Source organism: Rufibacter latericius, from assembly GCF_003721515.1.
Classification (GTDB): domain Bacteria; phylum Bacteroidota; class Bacteroidia; order Cytophagales; family Hymenobacteraceae; genus Nibribacter; species Nibribacter latericius.
On record NZ_RJJD01000001.1, the window covers coordinates 782944 to 800901 of the forward strand.

The 17958-nt window shown below is 52.3% G+C and carries 12 protein-coding genes; 6 read left to right on the plus strand and 6 right to left on the minus strand.

The genetic code is table 11. The annotated features are described in order from the left end of the window. Positions 1–373: 373 nt before the first annotated feature. From purH to EFB08_RS03085, 6 genes are all read right to left on the minus strand, one after another. Positions 374–1903, minus strand: coding sequence for a bifunctional phosphoribosylaminoimidazolecarboxamide formyltransferase/IMP cyclohydrolase (gene purH / locus EFB08_RS03065; RefSeq protein WP_123125415.1), 1530 nt, complete (start codon positions 1901–1903; stop codon positions 374–376). Positions 1904–1935: 32 nt separating this feature from the next. Then, positions 1936–2763, minus strand: coding sequence for an aspartyl protease family protein (locus EFB08_RS03070; protein WP_123125416.1), 828 nt, complete (start codon positions 2761–2763; stop codon positions 1936–1938). A gap of 12 nt (positions 2764–2775) precedes the next feature. Continuing rightward, positions 2776–3387, minus strand: a complete 612-nt coding sequence (purN, locus tag EFB08_RS03075) for a phosphoribosylglycinamide formyltransferase (RefSeq protein ID WP_123125627.1) — start codon at positions 3385–3387, stop codon at positions 2776–2778. 605 nt (positions 3388–3992) lie between these two features. Continuing rightward, positions 3993–4829 (minus strand): TIGR03915 family putative DNA repair protein, encoded by an 837-nt coding sequence (locus EFB08_RS03080; RefSeq protein ID WP_123125417.1) that lies wholly within the window; start codon positions 4827–4829, stop codon positions 3993–3995. A gap of 15 nt (positions 4830–4844) precedes the next feature. Then, complete coding sequence (locus tag EFB08_RS23405) at positions 4845–4988, minus strand: hypothetical protein (protein WP_165864783.1); 144 nt, start codon at positions 4986–4988, stop codon at positions 4845–4847. A gap of 80 nt (positions 4989–5068) precedes the next feature. After that, positions 5069–6334 (minus strand): putative DNA modification/repair radical SAM protein, encoded by a 1266-nt coding sequence (locus EFB08_RS03085; RefSeq protein ID WP_123125418.1) that lies wholly within the window; start codon positions 6332–6334, stop codon positions 5069–5071. Positions 6335–6514: 180 nt separating this feature from the next. On the opposite strand from EFB08_RS03085, the gene EFB08_RS03090 reads away from it, so the two are divergent. From EFB08_RS03090 to EFB08_RS03120, 6 genes are all read left to right on the plus strand, one after another. Beyond that, on the plus strand, positions 6515–8416 hold the full coding sequence (locus EFB08_RS03090) for a BamA/TamA family outer membrane protein (RefSeq protein ID WP_123125419.1): 1902 nt from the start codon (positions 6515–6517) through the stop codon (positions 8414–8416). Positions 8417–8570: 154 nt separating this feature from the next. Beyond that, positions 8571–12401, plus strand: a complete 3831-nt coding sequence (locus EFB08_RS23960; RefSeq protein WP_123125420.1) for a gliding motility-associated C-terminal domain-containing protein — start codon at positions 8571–8573, stop codon at positions 12399–12401. Between the two features lie 12 nt (positions 12402–12413). Continuing rightward, positions 12414–13445 carry a PorP/SprF family type IX secretion system membrane protein gene (locus tag EFB08_RS03100; protein WP_123125421.1) on the plus strand — a complete coding sequence of 344 codons (1032 nt, stop codon included), beginning with the start codon at positions 12414–12416 and terminating at the stop codon, positions 13443–13445. Positions 13446–13556: 111 nt separating this feature from the next. Continuing rightward, entirely contained in the window at positions 13557–13925 is a 369-nt protein-coding gene (locus tag EFB08_RS03105; RefSeq protein WP_125077637.1) for a hypothetical protein, read from the plus strand. Positions 13926–14590: 665 nt separating this feature from the next. Continuing rightward, on the plus strand, positions 14591–15427 hold the full coding sequence (locus EFB08_RS03115; RefSeq protein WP_123125424.1) for a CvfB family protein: 837 nt from the start codon (positions 14591–14593) through the stop codon (positions 15425–15427). 32 nt (positions 15428–15459) lie between these two features. Then, positions 15460–17955 carry a DUF5916 domain-containing protein gene (locus EFB08_RS03120; protein WP_123125425.1) on the plus strand — a complete coding sequence of 832 codons (2496 nt, stop codon included), beginning with the start codon at positions 15460–15462 and terminating at the stop codon, positions 17953–17955. The last annotated feature ends 3 nt before the right edge of the window (positions 17956–17958 follow it).

A 17958-nucleotide genomic window follows, 5' to 3' on the forward strand; every position in this document is an offset into this window, starting at 1 on the left:
ATATATGAAATTTATTTTCGCAGCTAGGCATTACAATGGCGCAAAATTACGTATTTCCCGCCAATAATTACGCTTGAGGGTGAGACAGTTCTGTTTTATCCCTTTTTAATGGAAAACGGCCCTAAAAAGGGCAAAATCCCCCTCCTCTCAACCCGCTTTGGTCTTCTACGAATTAAGAACCGGTAACACTGGAAATACCTATGAATTCAAACGAGATCCAATTTCTGAAATGGGATAGCTATGAGTCCTGGATTTGCAAAATCCATTTTTGCAGGTTTCAGTTTTTAAGCTACTTCCGGGAAAACGCTCTCAAAACAAAAGCCCGGCCGCTTTTAGAGCAACCGGGCCTGCACTGCCTCAAAATGGGTGAGAATTAGTGTTTAAAGTGGCGCACGCCAGTCATGACCATGGCCATGTTGCGGGCATCACAGGCGGAAATGGAGTCCTGGTCTTTGATGGAACCACCCGGCTGCACCACCGCAGTAATGCCGGCTTCTGCGGCGATCTCCACACAATCCGGAAACGGGAAGAACGCATCTGAGGCCATAACGGCGCCTCCCAAGTCAAACCCGAACCCGCGGGCTTTCTCAATGGCCTGGCGCAGGGCATCTACGCGCGAGGTCTGGCCCACGCCGCTGGCCAGCAACTGATTTCCGCGGGCCAGTACAATGGTATTTGACTTGGTGTGCTTGCAAACCTTCAGGGCGAACTCCAGGCCTTGCACCTCTTCCTCAGACGGACCACGCTGGGTAACCGTTTTGAAATCAGCGGCTGTTTCAACAGCGAGGTCTTTGTCTTGCTCAATCACGCCGTTGAGTAAGGTCTTGAACAGCTTGGAAGGCAATTGTACTGGTTTCTGGCGTAGCAGAATGCGGTTTTTCTTGGAACGCAGCAGGTCCAGGGCATCCTGGTCATACTCGGGGGCAATCAGTACCTCGAAAAACAATTTGTTTAGTTCTTCGGCGGTAGCCAAGTCCACGGTTTTGTTCACGATGATCACCCCTCCGAAGGCAGACACCGGGTCGCAGGCCAATGCGTTCACGTAGGCCTGGTGCAAAGAATCAGCCACGGCCACGCCGCAGGCATTGGTGTGTTTCAGGATGGCAACGGCCGGTTGGTCTGAGAACTCCGCCATTAAGAGAACGGCCGCATCAACGTCTACCAGGTTGTTGTACGATAGCTCTTTTCCGTTCAGTTTGTCAAAAAGGGCTTCTAAATCGCCGTAGAAATACCCTTTCTGGTGCGGGTTCTCGCCGTAACGCAGGGTTTGGCTGGTGCGCTCGCTTTGCTTGAAGGCCGGGGCCAGGTCCTGTTCTTTGCTCAGATAATTGAAGATGTGGGTGTCATAGTGCGACGACACATCAAAGGCTTTGGCCGCGAAACGCTTGCGGTCCGCCAATACAGTGTTGCCTTCTTTGGTTTGCAGCAACTCCACCACTTCGCCGTACTGCTCACGCGAAGACACGATCAAAACGTCCTGGAAATTCTTCGCCGCCGCGCGGATCAGGGAAATTCCCCCAATATCGATTTTCTCAATCACGTCTTCTTCGGCGGCGCCGGAAGCTACGGTTTCCTCAAACGGGTACAGATCTACAATCACCAGATCCAGAGCCGGAATCTGGAATTGCTCTACTTCCTGCTGATCTTGTTCGTGGCTGCGGCGATGCAGGATTCCCCCAAAGATTTTAGGATGAAGGGTTTTCACGCGTCCTCCGAAGATAGACGGATAATCGGTCACGCTGTCAACGGCCACCACATCGGCGCCCAAGCCTTCCAGGAAGGTCTGGGTACCGCCGGTAGAATAGAAAGTGACGCCTTGTTTCTGCAACTCGCGCACCAACGGCTCCAGGCCATCTTTGTAGTACACCGAGATTAGGGCAGATTTGATTTTAACGGAATTCATATAGATAACAAAATGTAGGTTCTCAGATAGATTCAATTTCTCCAGACCTGGTACTGCTTCAGGTCAAGGTAATAGGTGTTTTCCCGGATGAAGTCGAAGTTGAGGGCTCCGTCATACAGTATGTCTTTCACGGTAGCAGGTGCCGGCAGTGCTTTGCGGTGCAGGGTTAACGGTACCTTCTCCAACTGAGTACCGGGAGCAGCCGAGGCATTCAATCCCAGTAGGTTTACCGTTGCGGGAGAAAGCAGGATTTGATCCAGATTACCGGAGTCAAACAAAAACCAAAGTTTTCGGTGTGGAGCCTGCACTTCCAGAAAAAGGCTGAGCTCATTTCCTGCCAAACCAGTGGCAAAGCGGCTGTTCACCAAAGCAAGGTTCTTTTGCCTGCCGGCGAAGCTTTTTTGGTCCTCCAGGGTAAGTTGGTCGTTCTTCAGGTCGATACCCAGGATTTTACCGGCAAACGTCTTCAGGGAGATCACGCCGTCTAAGTGGGGCAAACCCGCGGGCAGAATACGCATTAAGTCCCACACCGCCACTTGATTTTGAAACAAGCGCTGCCCGTTCAACAACAACTCCACGCTATCGCATTTCTGGAAAACCACTTTCTCGCCCGTCATTCGGTACGCCGGGATCTGGCCATACGGAGTTTTAGAGAGCGCCTTGGCTACCTCTGGGGAGATGATGGTTTCGCCGCCTCCCGTATCAAACAAAAACCGATACGGCTTGCCTTGTACCACTACCTGCACGGCTTTCAGGTTACCGGCGTATTTTTCAAGAGGGATTCTGGCCTGGGAGAAGGCCCGCAGATGACACGTCCAAAGCAGCAAGAGCAGTAGAAAAGTCCGTGTCAGTTGCTTCATCTCTTCTCAGGGTTAGGCTGCGGGCGTTTCGGGGCTGTTTTTGGAAGAAGTCAGCAATTCCTCCACCACGCGGGGCAGGTGCCGGTGCTCCAGGGTAAGGACGCGGGCGGCCAGAGTCTCGCAGGTATCATCGGCCTGAACAGGGCAACGTTCCTGGAAAATAGGCGCTCCCTCGTCATAATGTTCGTTCACGAAATGGATGGTGATGCCGGTCTCGGCTTCCTGTGCGTTGATGACTGCCTGGTGCACGTGCTGCCCATGCATGCCTTTGCCGCCAAACTTGGGTAATAGCGCCGGATGGATGTTGATGATTTTATCGGGAAACGCCTGCACAAACGAAGAAGGCAACAGCCACAGAAACCCGGCCAGCACAATGAGATCTGGATGGTAGGCCTGCACCTGTGCCAGTACCTCTCCGCTTTTTAGGGCCGCACGATCAAAAACCGCCGTAGGCACCCCAAAGTTCTGGGCACGCTGTAGGGCATACGCGTCTGGATTGTTGGAAAAGAGCGCCACCACCTGAATGTGCGGGTGCTGCTCAAACTGCTCCAGCAGGCGCTGGGCATTGCTCCCTGACCCGGAAGCGAAAATAACGATGTTCTTTTTGTCTGACGTGGTACCCAAAACTGCCTGTGCTGTCAATGGAAGAGCAAAGATAGTGTTTCTGGGGTATTTTTCCGGTAAACCGGGTGAAAACGTTTAAAAGGATAGGGTTTGGCGTTTAACCTGCAGAAAGAGAAGTCTATTTTGTATGGTTTTTGGGTTTCCTGTTAGATTGGCCAGGATTGAGAAAAGATTGTTGAATGTGTTTTGAAGGTAGTTTTCAGAAAACAGCCTCTAAGCCTTTTTTTATTGGAATTGACTTCTTTAACTTTTTTGGTTGTTTTCGGCTTCACTCATCTCTGCAACTTCGCCAGCCGTTGTTGGTGTTCAAATGAACGACTAGAATTGCCTTCCCAAATGCACGTCCCCTTTGAAGTGGGTAGGGGAATGACATCTCCTGCCGGTCTTCTTTCATGGTTCAAGTCTGAGACTTGGACCTACTTTGATCTGTAGTTTGCAACTTCAGTGAGGCGATAGCCTCAAAACCACTTTATGGGTCATTACCTCCCACTTCCTCCCTTCTAACTTTTGGGCGAGGTGACAGCCGCAACTAAGGTTTTTTGTTAAAATAAGGGTACAAGCGTTTATAGGTCGATTTCATTAAAACAGCTTTAAAATGGCAATGCTTAGGCGTTCAACCGCATGACTCCGGTGGGCACTTGTTTGTTTTGGATGGGTTGGTGCGCTTGAACACGGGGTTTCTTTTCCGTCAAATACTTCCAGTAACGCTTGGGCATGTGGCGGAGGTGGAGCTTTTTGTTTTTCCGTTCCGGGATGTTGACGTGGTCAAAATAGGCTTGCCACAGTTGCTGGTAAAACGGTTCCACCTGGGTGAGGATATCCGGAGATAATTGTCCTTTCCGCAAACCCAAAGGTGCTTCTTCCAGGGAAACCATGTTGACTTGCTCCAGATCATAATAAGCCCCGTATTCCCGACGCACGTCATAGATAAGCCAGGGCTGATCGGCGTAGCGTTTCTCAAAATGGGGCACTACCAACGGAAGCACGTTGAAGTCCGGGCTAATGGGTGCGATGTACAACCCATCTTGGGTGCGCTGGAACCGGATAAAGGCTTCCATGCGATGCTTCTCCCGGAACATCTGCTTGCCTACCGCCGCCATTTTCTGGACGCAGGGTTCGGCAAAATTTTCTTCTATGCCTTCCTTGGTACTGGAAAACACCAGACGCACAAACTGGAAGAGGAGCATCTCAAACCCGGGTTGTTCCCAGAGATAAGCCTTGTACACGTTTTCCCAGGCGGTTTTCGACAGCTTTTTGCCTAAACCGTCCCAAACGCGTTTGGCTTTTTCCTCTTGAGTGGGCACGAAGTGGTGGGTTGCGAAAATGCCCGGCGGGGCCTCGCCTTCTTTGCCTATCTGGGTAGGCCATTCTTTGCGCTCATACGCTTCAAACACCACCGTCAGGAGGCCTTCAAAGGAACCATCGTAGGTATAGAAATGCATGGGCACTTAATTTAATCAGGAAGCGATGCGCACAGAGGTGCGTCTGCCGTTGTTGTCGTTGCGTTGCGCCGAAAGCTGACGAAGGTAGGGCACCAGGGTGCTGAGTTTGCAACGGAAAGAAACAGGAGCTACGGTTTGGCGGTTGGCTACAGTTGGCATGGTAGGTAATGATCTATGAGGTTTTACAAAAACAATTCTTTTTCTCTTTAGCGGAGAAAGGATACAAGGCAGATGGGGTTTTAGCCTGCCTGCTGGAACAGATCCAGTTGGCTCCCCCATAAGCTGGCCCGGCTCCCCTTCTCCCCGAAAATGATTCTTCTCCGGATGGCTTCTTCGTCCCATTCTCTTGTCTCCAAACTGCGCCCTCCGCAGGTGATAAAATACTTGGCCCGTTTCAACACCACCCCTATCTGGCGCAGGTGCTCCCAGGTGAGATGGGCAAAGCGGCGGGCGGCCACTATCTTTTTCGCTGACTTAATCCCGATACCCGGCACCCGCAAAATCATCTCGTAGTCGGCGGTATTGATCTCCAGCGGGAACACGTGCCGGTTGCGCAGGGCCCAGGCCAGCTTAGGATCAATCTGCAGGTCTAGTTGCGGGTTCTGTTCGTCCAATAATTCGTTCACTCCGAACCCGTAAAGGCGCACGAGCCAATCGGCTTGGTACAACCGGTTCTCCCGGATGATGGGCGGCGTACTGATAAGAGGCAGGCGGCTATCTGTCACCACTGGCACGTACCCTGAGTAGTACACCCGCTTGAGTTGGAAGTTCTGGTACAGGCCATCGGCCAGGGTCATGATCTGGCGGTCACTCTCTCCTGTGGCACCTACAATCAACTGGGTGCTTTGCCCGGCTGGCGCGAAGGAAGGCGTAGACTTGAACAGTTTCTTCTCCTCCTTCACCAGCACCAACTGGTCTTTGATGTGCCCCATTGGGGTAAGCACCTCCTTGAAGTTCTTCTCAGGAGCTAAGGACTGTAGACTTTCCTCGGTGGGCAATTCAATGTTCACGCTCAACCTGTCGGCGTACAGGCCGGCTTCCTTTACCAGTTCCTCGCTTGCACCCGGAATGGTTTTGAGGTGGATGTAACCGTTGAACTTATGTTCCTGGCGCAGCTTTTTCGCCACGCGTACCAAGCGTTCCATGGTGTAATCTGCGTTCTTGAAGATACCCGAGCTCAGGAACAGGCCCTCTATATAGTTACGACGGTAAAAGTTGATGGTCAGGTCTACTACTTCCTGCACGGTGAAAGCCGCGCGTTTCACGTCATTGCTTTTCCTGGACACACAATAGGCGCAATCGAAAATGCAGAAGTTGGTGAGCAATATTTTTAGCAAAGACACGCAACGGCCATCCTCGGTATAGCTGTGGCAAATCCCCATGCCCTCGGCATTCCCTAATCCTTTCCCCTCATTTTTGCGTTTACCGCCGCTGGAAGAGCAGGAAACATCGTACTTAGCCGAATCTGCCAAAATACTTAGTTTTTCTACAAGCGAAGTATGCATCTGCTATGCGTTTTAAGTCTTTGAATACGTTAGCAAGATAGAGCCCTCCCTTCAAAATAACTAATATTTTTAGTTTAAATTTATCCACAGTCTGTGGATAAAGCTAATTAAAATAGCATTAATGAAGCAGATATTGCACCCAGCAGAAATTTGCTGTATTTTAGGGATGGGTAATAAGGTATGGTAACGGGCATCAAATCTTGGAAGCAATTCAGGGGGCTCCTCTTGCTGGTGGCAGCAGGGTGGTTTACCTGTCTTTGCGCCCATGCCCAGGATCTTCCTCCGGTCTCCTCGCCTGCGGGGACCCAAATGCTGGAGGATACCACCAAAAACAAAAGCTTCTTAGAGTCGCTCAAGCGCATCAGTCAAAGGAAGACGTTGTTTGGCAGGGCGGTAAAGGCTTTGGTGGTATTCAAACCTAGAAGAGTAGATGGGCCCATTGAGAACGAACTGCTGCCCCCCAGCCATGAACAACACACCTATAAGGTAGTCCGGAGTATTTACTTTAAAAGGCTGGATGCCTTTGGGTATTCCATCAACGACACCCTGGCCCTGCCTGACAACGCCTTGGAGCACTTGGGCAATGCCCTGCACATGCGCACCAAACGCAACCTCCTCCGTAACCAGATTCTGTTCAAAGAGGGAGACTTGTTGGAGCCCCTGGCCTTAACGGAGTCAGAGCGTTTGCTACGCCAAACCGCTTACCTCTTAGATGCCCGGGTTTTTGTCAATGACTCAACTTCCACCAAAGACAGCGTGGACGTGGTCATCATCACCAAAGACGTGTTCAGCATCAGTGGTTCCGGCTCGGCCAGTACCTCAGGCACCCGGCTAGCCTTGCGCGATATCAACTTCATGGGGGTGGGGCACCAGATCAGGACCAATTACCGCTTTGGGTTATCTGAACCGCAGCCTTGGCAATTTCTGGGCAGTTACTTTATCCAGAACATCTCCCACACCTTTATCTCAGGAGAGCTGATCTATCAGAACACCCATTATTATAAACAGCAGAGCCTTAGTTTCAGAAGGGATTTCTTCTCCACCAACACCCGGTACGCGGGCGGTGCCTCCGTGGCCTGGTACCAGACCCTGCAACCCGATTACTACGAGCAAGGGGAGAAAGAACCAGAAGAGGGGCAAATCATGGAGCATGTGCCCTTGGATTACAATATTCAGGATTTTTGGATTGGCCGATCCTTCCATTTGAAATCATATGACCTGGCTCAGGAATATGCGGGTAGCTTTATCACCGCGGCCCGGTTCATGAACATCAAGTACACCCAGGGAGGGGGCCCTACGATCCAGAGCGCCCGCCTGTACCTCACCGCTTTTGGGTATAGTTTCCGGAGATACTACAAAGACCAGTACCTCTTCGGGTTTGGCCGCACGGAAGACGTTCCGGCCGGCAACCTGCTGGCCCTAACGGCTGGTTTTGAGGATGGGGCTGTCAAGAACCGCCTGTACTTCGGGATTAAAGGGGCTTTTGGCAAATACCAACCAGATTTCGGGTATTTCTATGGTGGCATTGAATACGGTAGTTACCGGCACCTTAACTCCTGGGAACAGGGCGTACTCACCTCTGAAGCCTTGTACTTCACCCCTCTATACCGTTTACGCAACTGGCGGTGGCGGCATTTCCTGTGGAACAGAACCTCGCTGGGAATGCGCCGTCCAGATTTGTTTGCATTGGACATTGACCAGGAAGATGGCATTAGAGGGTTCAGTTCGGGGCAAGTGCGCGGGTACCGTAAGTTCGTGCTGAATTATGAGACCAACTTTTTCACGCCCCTCACTTTGTTGGGGTTCCGGCTGGCCATCATCGGGTTTGCAGACCTTGCTTGGCTGACCAGCGTTGAAAACAGATCACCACTCAAAGAAAAACCTTATACCGGTTTTGGGGCCGGTTTACGATTCCGGAACGAATTCCTGCCCATCAACACCATCCAGATTCTGCTGGGGTACTATCCCCGTTTGCCACAGGTTAACGGGACTCAGGATTTCAAGCTTTTTCAAACCACCCGGCAGTACTATGACTTTAATGATCTGCGCTTTACCCAGCCCCTGCTTTCAGAGTTCAGGTAGTTTTGAGCAATTTTTCGGTCTTTGCTTAGAATTTAGGCACGGCAACAAACTATATAACTTTAAAAAGCTTATATTGTGTGTTACAAAGAAAAGGCTTTTCCTTCTTTGGGAGCAAAAGTCATAAACGTGGTTAAAATTCAAAAGCTCGGGGACCTTGAAATTTTACCTCAACCTTCTCATCAGGAGCCTACTTTCGGGTTTTCTGCTTCTATGGTGTCTTTCCACAAACGCGCAAACCACCTCCAACAAAGGGCGTGACTTTTGGATAGGGTACATGGCGCACATTCAGAACGAGTCTGGCCCCGATCCGCCGCAGGGCATTTCCAGCATGAACCTGTACGTCACCTCAGACGTCAACACCAATGTGAAGGTAGCCATTGGGCAGGGAACTGCCACTACGTACCCTGTAACTGCTAACTCGGTTACGGTTGTCCCCATCAGTCCTGCTGTGGCGTACGTGGGCTCAAGCGAAGTCATAGAAAATAAAGCCATTCATGTGACCGCTGAAGCACCAGTGGTGGTTTATTCCCATATCTATCACTTAAATAAGTCTGGGGCTACTCTGGTCTTACCGGCGAATACTTTAGGACGTTCGTATTATGCCATCAGCTATCATCAAACCCAATATCTAGACTCCAGAGCGGCCTCGCAACTCATGGTGGTGGCCTTGGAAGACAACACCACCATTGAGATCACCCCCACCGCTACAACCCTGGGAGGACAACCTGCCGGGAAAACCTTCTCCCCTTCCCGGCCCCTGAAGAAAGGCGAAGTATACCAGGTGCGTTCTATGCAAGATCTTACGGGCACTAAAATAGAGTCTGTTGATTCTGGAGTAGGAACCTGCAAGCGAATCGCGGTTTTCTCGGGTAGCTCATACACAGCCATACCGGAGCCATACAATTGCTCTGAGCAGTTCAGCGGAGACAACCTGTACCAGCAGCTTTACCCTGTGAGCGCCTGGGGCAAAAACTTCATGACCGCTCCCTTCAAAAGTCGCACTTCCGGGGAGATTTATCGGGTACTGGCCTCCAAAGACAATACGGTGATTACCGTGAATGGTAACTCGGTGAGCAGAAACAGCGGGCAGTATTTTGAATTTGAGAATACAACGGCCAACTACATCACCGCCTCAGAACCAGTACAGGTCACGCAATACACCAAATCGCAGATGTGCGACGAAATCCCCAGCGACCCGGAAATGGTGTTGATCAACCCAGTGGAGCAGACGCTTAAAGACATTACCCTCTACTCCTCTCCGTTCTTCCAGATTTCGAGTCATTACATCAACGTGACCATGAAGACTGCGGACATTGGTACGTTTCGGCTAGATGGGCGACCGGTTTCGTTTACTCCCGTACCAGCTAATCCGGCGTATTCCTATGCGCAAAACAGCGTTTCCGCCGGGAACCACACCCTTACCGCAGATAGCGGATTCAATGCCTTGGCCTACGGATTGGGGAATTTTGAGTCGTATGCTTATTCAGCGGGGGCAAACGTGACCAATCTGAACCAGAACATCACCGTAGCCTCAGACAGCATCTGTGATGGGCGCAACATCCGGTTTAAAGGATTTGCCATATACCAACCATTAGCCTGGAAGTGGTATTTCGGGGATGGCTCCACCTCATCGGAACAGAACCCTTCCCACAGCTTTGCCAAACCGGGCCAGTACACGGTTTCCCTGGTCACTACCAAATCGAACGGAAATGACTGCGATTCCCAAGATTCCACTTCCATAGAAGTAGAGGTTTTCCCTACCCCAGAAGCCAGTTTATCTTATGAGGTAGCTTGTACCAATGACAGCACCCGCTTCCGGGACGAAAGCAAAATTACCACCGGCGACACCATTACAGGGTGGCGCTGGGATTTCGGTGACGGCACCTTTTCAGACAAACAGCACCCTGCGCACCGGTTCAAGAACCCGGGCACCTATAACGTAAAGCTTACCGTCACCAGCAAGAACCTCTGCGTAGCAGATACCACCCGGCAAGTCATTCTTTTTGCCCCACCGGTAGCCAAGTTCAGTGCCCCTGAAACCTGTGACAAAGAGGTCCTGCTTTTCCAAGACCAGACCACCGTAGCACAGGGAAAAATCACCCGATGGGAATGGGACTTTGGCGACGGAACACCACGCAGCACGGAACAACACCCCCGGCATGTGTTCCCGCAGGTGGGAACCTATACGGTGAAACTTAAAACCTTCTCAGAGCAGGGCTGCAGTGATTCTACCCAACAAACCGTCACCATTAACCCTAAACCAGTTGCTGCCTTCACTCTACCCGATCTCTGCGTTAGGGACGAGGCCGCTTTCCAGAACCAATCCACTGTGCCTTCTGGCACCATTACGTATCGCTGGGACTTTGGGGACGGAAGCACTTCCACTGCCCAGGCTCCACGCCACCGGTACACCGCCGAAGGGGAATACACGGTAAAACTGGTGGTCACCTCAGGCAAAGGTTGCCAGGACAGCGTGTCACATACCTATACCATCAGCGGAGCAGTGCCCGTACCCAATTTCACGGCTACGTCTCTCTGCCAGGAGCAGGGCGTGACTTTCCAGGATGCCAGTTCTATTGCCTTCGGGAAGATCATCCGGCGGCAATGGACTTTTGGCGACGGAACTACTTCTGAGGAAATCAACCCCACCCATTTGTATTCTGCTCCCGGCACGTATCAGGTGAAACTAAGCGTTTGGTCGGGCATTGTCTGCACCGAGTCTATTACCAAGACTCTGATCATTAAACCCAACCCGGCCGCTAGTTTCACGGTCCAGAATGTGTGCGAAGGATCGCGGGCCCAGTTCACCAACACCACCCAAGCCCGCGGAAGCGGAGCCCTCTCCTTTACCTGGAATTTTGGCGACGGCACCAACTCCACAGAAGCCGCTCCCTCGCACCTGTACGCAGCCCCCGGCACCTATACTGTTTCACTGGCGGTGAAAGGCGCCAATGAATGCGAACAGACCTTTTCCTCTACCATCACCGTTTACCCCGCTCCTAAACCAGATTTCTCACCCACCGTGGGCTGCGCAGCCGATGTGGTTTCCTTCCAGGACATGACCAGCCTGGTTAGCGGCAGATTGACACAATGGACCTGGGACTTCGGGGACGGAACTACCGCTACTACTCAGCACCCCACCCACCGATATGGGCGGGAAGGATCTTATACCGTTCGGTTGACAGCGACCTCTGACCTGGGTTGTGTTACCTCCATCAGCAAGACCCTTTCTGTTTCACCGGCTCCTTTAGCCCAGGCAGGCCCTGATCAATTGCTCTGCGGCAGCGTCACGGCTAAGTTGGAGGCCAACGTTCCTAGCCCCGCCACTGGGCAATGGACAGTGGTACAAGGCACGGGCGGAACCTTCTCCAATGCAGCCAGTCCTTCAGCCACCTTTACCGGCACCATGGGCGGAACCTATGTCCTGCGGTGGACGGTAAGCAACAGTCCCTGTGTCAACGCTACCGACGACGTGGAGATCAGATTGAAGCCCATTCCTCAGGTGGAAGCCGGCCCTGACATTTTGTTGATTGAAGGCGAGAGCACGCCGTTGAAAGGCAGCGGCCAGGGCAAGCTTACCTGGAGCCCGGGCACCAGCTTGAGCAATTCGACGATGGCCAACCCAATGGCTTCCCCAACGACGACGACCAGATATTACCTGAACACTGTTTCAGACGATGGTTGCCCCAACCAGGACAGTATGCTAGTGACGGTGATCAAACGGTTGCAGGTTCCCACGGCATTTTCGCCCAACGGAGACGGATCTAACGACACCTGGGTACTGGAAGGAATACAGGATTATCCGCGCATCACCATTGAGATCTACAACCGATGGGGGCAGCAGGTCTATTCCTCGCAAGGCTATCCTAGTCCCTGGGACGGAAAGCGGAACGGAGCCGATCTGCCCATCGGGGCCTACTACTACATCATTGATCCGCATAACGGCCGGCCGAAGATGACGGGGCCACTCACCATTCTGCGCTAACTCAGGAGACCTATGAAAAAGAACCGCTACCTCCTGCTTTTCCTGTTCTGTTTCCCAATTCTAGCGATGGCACAGCAGGTGCCGCACTACAGCCAGTACATGCTCAACCCTGTGCTTCTCAACCCCGCCGTGAGCGGCACCGATAACTATGTGGATGTGCGGGCCGGTTACCGTAACCAATGGACGGGCCTGGAAGGTGCGCCCACTTCTTATTACCTGAGCGGCCACATGCCCCTTTCCCGCATGGATTACCTGAGTCCGCCCACTACGTTCAAGCCCCGGAACGCCGTGAAAGGGAAGTTCAAAAATCAATGGCGGCCAGAGTACCGAAACAACGCCCAGAAAACGCGTCCGCACCATGGGGTAGGTATTCTGGTGCAAGCCGACAAAGCCGCCGGCCTGAAACGCACCGAGGTACAGTTCCTGTATGCATACCACCAACCCCTTACCTCGTCCATTAAACTGGCGGCCGGTGTAGCAGCCGGTGTGACCCAGTTCGGGCTGAACCGAGACATGCTTACCTTCGCCAGTGCCGGAGACCCGGTCATCAGCGCCGATGAGTACAACCGCCTGCTGCCCAACATTGGGGTGGGGGTGCTTCTCTATAGTTCCCGCTTTTTCCTGGGGGCTTCGGTAGCGCAGGTGCTACCTACGCCTTTCAGTTTTCGGGACACCCGTGCAGCCGTATCGGCTAAACAGCAACGGCACTTCTTCGGGCACGCCGGGTACCGGTTGGCGGTGAGCAGTTACCTGAGCGTGATGCCGTCGGTGGTGGTGAAGTATGCGGCTCCCAGTCCGCTTTCCGTGGATCTGAACACCAAAATTTTCTGGCGCGATCAGTTCTGGGTAGGTGGTTCTTACCGGTTGCATGATGCGGCCGTGCTGACGGCGGGGTTCCAGTACAAGCAGAAATTCCATTTGGGGTACGCGTATGACCTCACCACTTCGGGGCTGAGCCAGGTGAGTTACGGGTCGCACGAGATTGTGCTGGGGTTTATGCTTCGTAACCGCCGCAGCATCTATTCCCCGTCGCAGTACTGGTAAACTTGTTTTGGACTCGTTTTCAGAAAAGCAGGCGTAAAATGCCAGCAGCTTTTTTCACTTAGGAAACGGTAATTTGGCTAGGCGAGTCGGTTCATCAACGGAACGGGTAAAATGTGTACATCAGCAGGAAAATTTATTCACTTTGCGCTAAGGTCGCTGCTCTTGCTTGTAGCAGTTAACGCTTTTGGAGGCGGTTACTACGGCATGGCGGGAGCAGAGAATATTCCTGCCCAATGGCTGAAGGGTAGCCCTTTTCAAGACTACTTTATTCCAAGCCTTATCTTGTTTGTTTGCGTGGGCGGTTCGGCGCTTGCTGTTGCTACCCCTCCCTTTTGGCATCATTGGCTGGCCCGAACATCTGCTTTCATTTGTGGTGTAATCCTTCTTCTCTGGATTAGCATTCAGGTAGCCATCATCGGCTTTGTTTCCTGGCTGCAGCCAGCTACTACTATCGCGGCTTTTCTCATCCTCTTGTTTTGAGGGCAGATTCTAAAAAATGGGCATAAAACACTTTCTACTTTGGCTACCCATGATCGTGATTGCATTTGCCAATGCAACGTTAAGAGAATTGGTGTTTATAAAACACTACCATGAGCTTAGGGCGCATCAGTTGTCCACGATAACTCTCATCCTCTTATGTGCCATATATGTAGGATTTGTTTTCCCGCATTTGGGCATTCATTCGGCCAGGCAGTGCTTTCTGATTGGCATATCATGGGTGTTATTGACGGTGGCTTTTGAATTCACCCTTGGCCGGGCAACCAATAAATCATGGGACTATCTTCTCCAGGACTATAACCTGTTAGCCGGCCATATCTGGCCCGTTTTCCTGGTTTGCCTTTTCTTACTACCGTATGTCTTTTATATTTTGGGAAATAAGTAACAAATCCTTCTTCTAACCGCACCCACCTTCGACACAATACCTATGACGTGCCAGATTCACCCAGAAGGTCATTAAAACAGCCGTTCAAACAGCCCCTTTCCACAATTGGGTTTACTTCTGCTCTATTTCAAGATTCCTGTTTCAGCCCTGATTTGAGTAAAACAGCCCCGAAACACCTGCCTAGAACAAACTTTGCCTAACGCATGATAGGTGCCGGATAGATTCAATATCTTTGTCTGAATATCCCAAAACTGCTGACACCATGCTACACCTAGGCGATTACAACTATCTGGAAATTCTGCGCGATGTGGAACACGGTCTTTATCTGGGTTCTGAGGACGGCGACATTCTGCTGCCCCGCAAGTACGTTCCCGCCGATGCCCGCATCGGAGACATGATCCCGGTGTTTGTGTACCGTGACTCAGAGGACCGCCTCATTGCCACCACGCTGGAGCCAAAAGCCAAGGTAGATCAGTTTGCCTGTCTGCAGGTAAGGGACGTGACAGATTTCGGGGCATTTTTGGAGTGGGGCCTGGAAAAAGACCTGTTTGTACCCTACAAAAATCAGCACGACCCTCTGTTCACCGGCCAGTGGGCTTTGGTGTACGTTTACCTGGACGATAACTCAGACCGCCTGGTGGGCTCAACGAAACTGGGTCCCTTCCTGAACTACGACCCCATCACGCTGGAGGAAGGCGACGAAGTGCAGCTGTTGATCGGGCCGGAGAAGGCATTGGGTTTTCAGGTCATCGTGAACAACAAATACCTGGGCATGCTCTACCGCAACGAGGTGTTCCGCAGCCTGGAGCCCGGCACTTACACCCAGGGTTACCTCAAGAAGGTACGCGAAGACAACAAACTGGACGTGAGCCTGCAGAAACAGGGTTATGATGAGGTGCTGGAAGCCTCTGAAATGATCCTGGCGCGGCTGCGCGCTGAGAAGGGGCACCTGCCGCTCACTGACAAAAGCACTCCAGAACTGATCTACCAGACGCTGGGCATGAGCAAAAAAACCTTCAAAAAAGCAATCGGGGCCTTGTACAAACGAGGAGACGTGCAACTATTGCCCGAAGGCATTAGTCTTTTGAATAACCCATAATCTGTTTCCACAACACCCGTCCTTTTTGCTTTATGAAATACGTCTGTCTGCTTTTGCTTTGTCTTTGCAGCACCCTCATCACCTATGCCCAAACCGCTCCTAAAGAAACAAAGCAGATCGCAGCAGGCCGGACAGCCACCCCACCAAAGTTAGACGGCATCCCAGACGAAGACATCTGGAAACAGGTAGAACCCGCCACCGGCTTCACCCAGATGAACCCCGCCAACGGATCTCCGGCCAAGCAACGCACCGAAGTTCGGGTGTTGTATGACGATGAAGCCGTGTACGTAGGCGCCATACTCTTTGACACCGCCCCAGACTCCATCTTGTCGCAGTTAAGCCAGCGCGATGGCGGCCAGGTAAACGCCGATATGTTTGGGGTGTACTTTGACACCTACTTAGACAAGCAGAACGCCTTCGGGTTTGAGGTTTCCACCGCCGGGGTGCAGACCGATTTCAAGGCCACCAGCAACGGGAATGAGACCTCCTGGGATGCTGTTTGGCAAAGTGCCGTGGCGCGTCACCCGCAGGGTTGGAGCGTGGAGTTCCGGATTCCGTATTCCGCCATCCGTTTTCCTAAAAAAGACGTGCAGACCTGGGGCATCAACTTCTGGCGCTCTACCCGCCGCTACCGCGAAGAGGCGTTCTGGAATTTCGTGGACAGCTCCATTCAAGGATGGGTAAACCAGTTTGGCCAGGTGCACGGCATCACCGGCCTGAAAGCCCCTTTGCGCCTGTCTTTGATGCCGTACCTCTCTGGCTACGCCGACCACTTCCCCCAAGACCAACCCGGTAAGAAAGACCTCAAAACTACTGTCAACGGCGGCATGGACATTAAATACGGGATCAACGATGCCTTCACCCTGGATATGACCCTGGTCCCGGATTTCGGGCAGACGCAGTCAGATGCGCAGGTGCTCAACCTCTCGCCGTTTGAGGTCCGTTTTGACGAAAACAGGCAGTTTTTCACCGAGGGAACCGAGCTCTTCAACAAAGCCGGTCTTTTCTACTCGCGCCGCATAGGAGCCCAGCCCATGAACTACGGCAACCTTTCCTATGACAAAGAACGGCACGGCGAGGTGGTGGAAGTAGTGGAAAATCCCGAGAAAACCAGCTTGGTAAACGCGACCAAGATATCGGGGAGAACAAACAAGGGCTTGGGAATTGGGGTCTTCAACGCCGTGACCCGCAACACCTACGCCACCCTCAAAAGCGGACTTACGAACGAGGAGTTCAAGGTCTTAACCGACCCCGTGACCAACTACAACGTACTGGTGCTGGACCAAAGTTTGAAGAACAGTTCTTACGTGACGCTCACCAACACCAACGTGACCCGTGGAGGCGGTTTTTACAACGCCAACGTCACAGGCTTCATGACGCGGCTAACGAACAAGAAAAACTCTTACACCCTGAATGTATCTGGGAACCTGAGCCAGCGCTACAACAAAGGGGAACTTCCTGTGGGCACTGACCAGGTGGAGCTGGGCCACGCCTATTCGGCCAGTTTTGGCAAAACCAGTGGTAGTTTCCAGTTTCAGGCGCGGCACACCGCCGAGAACCACACCTATGACATCAATGACCTGGGCTACCTGGACAACAACAACTCCCGCGAAACCCAGGTCCACGTGGCCTACAACTTCTACAAGCCTTTCTGGAAGCTGAACAACGCTTACAACGCCTTGGGAGTGCAGCAACGCATGCTCTACAAGCCGTCTGCGTTCACCCAATTGGCCTATTTCCTGGAAACCAACGCCACCACCAAGAACTTCCTCTCGTTTGGGTACACCCTGGTTTGGCTCCCCAAGGACGGCTACGACTACTTTGAACCCCGCTCCTACAAAGACGGAGTTCCGGACCGGAAATGGCGCAAGCCCGCTGGGTGGGAAGTGAATTCTTACGTTTCCAGCGACTACCGCAAGAAATTGGCCGTAGATCTGGAATTCGGTTTCTATTGGGCCCCGGAGTACAGCGAATTAGACAGATGGTTGGGTATAAGTCCCCGGGTACGGGTCAATGACCACCTACAGTTGGTCTACGGTGTCCGCTACAATGATACGCCGCGCGGGTTCGGATTTGCCGGAAACGGAGTTCAGGACAGCATTTTCTTCGGGCGCCGCAAGGTAAAGACCGTGAGCAATACCTTAACGAGTACCTACATCTTCAACGCCCGCACCGCCCTCAACCTGAATATGCGCCACTACTGGTCTAATGCCACATTTGACAAGTATTTCCTGTTGCAGGAAGACGGCAACGGTCGCCCCCTGGAGTACCGGCCCAGCTCCCCATCTGCTGATGCGCGTAACTTCAATGCCTTCAATATTGACCTGGTTTACAGTTGGCGGTTTGCCCCGGGCAGCGAGGTGAGCATCGTCTGGAAAAACGCCATCTATGACAGTGCGCTGCCAGAACGCCCAGACTATTTCCTGAACCTCAAGAACACCCTTCAGGCTAAACAATTGAATAGTTTCTCCGTTAAGGTGCTATATTACCTTGACTACCAAGTGCTCAGAAGAGCCCTTAAAACTTAACCC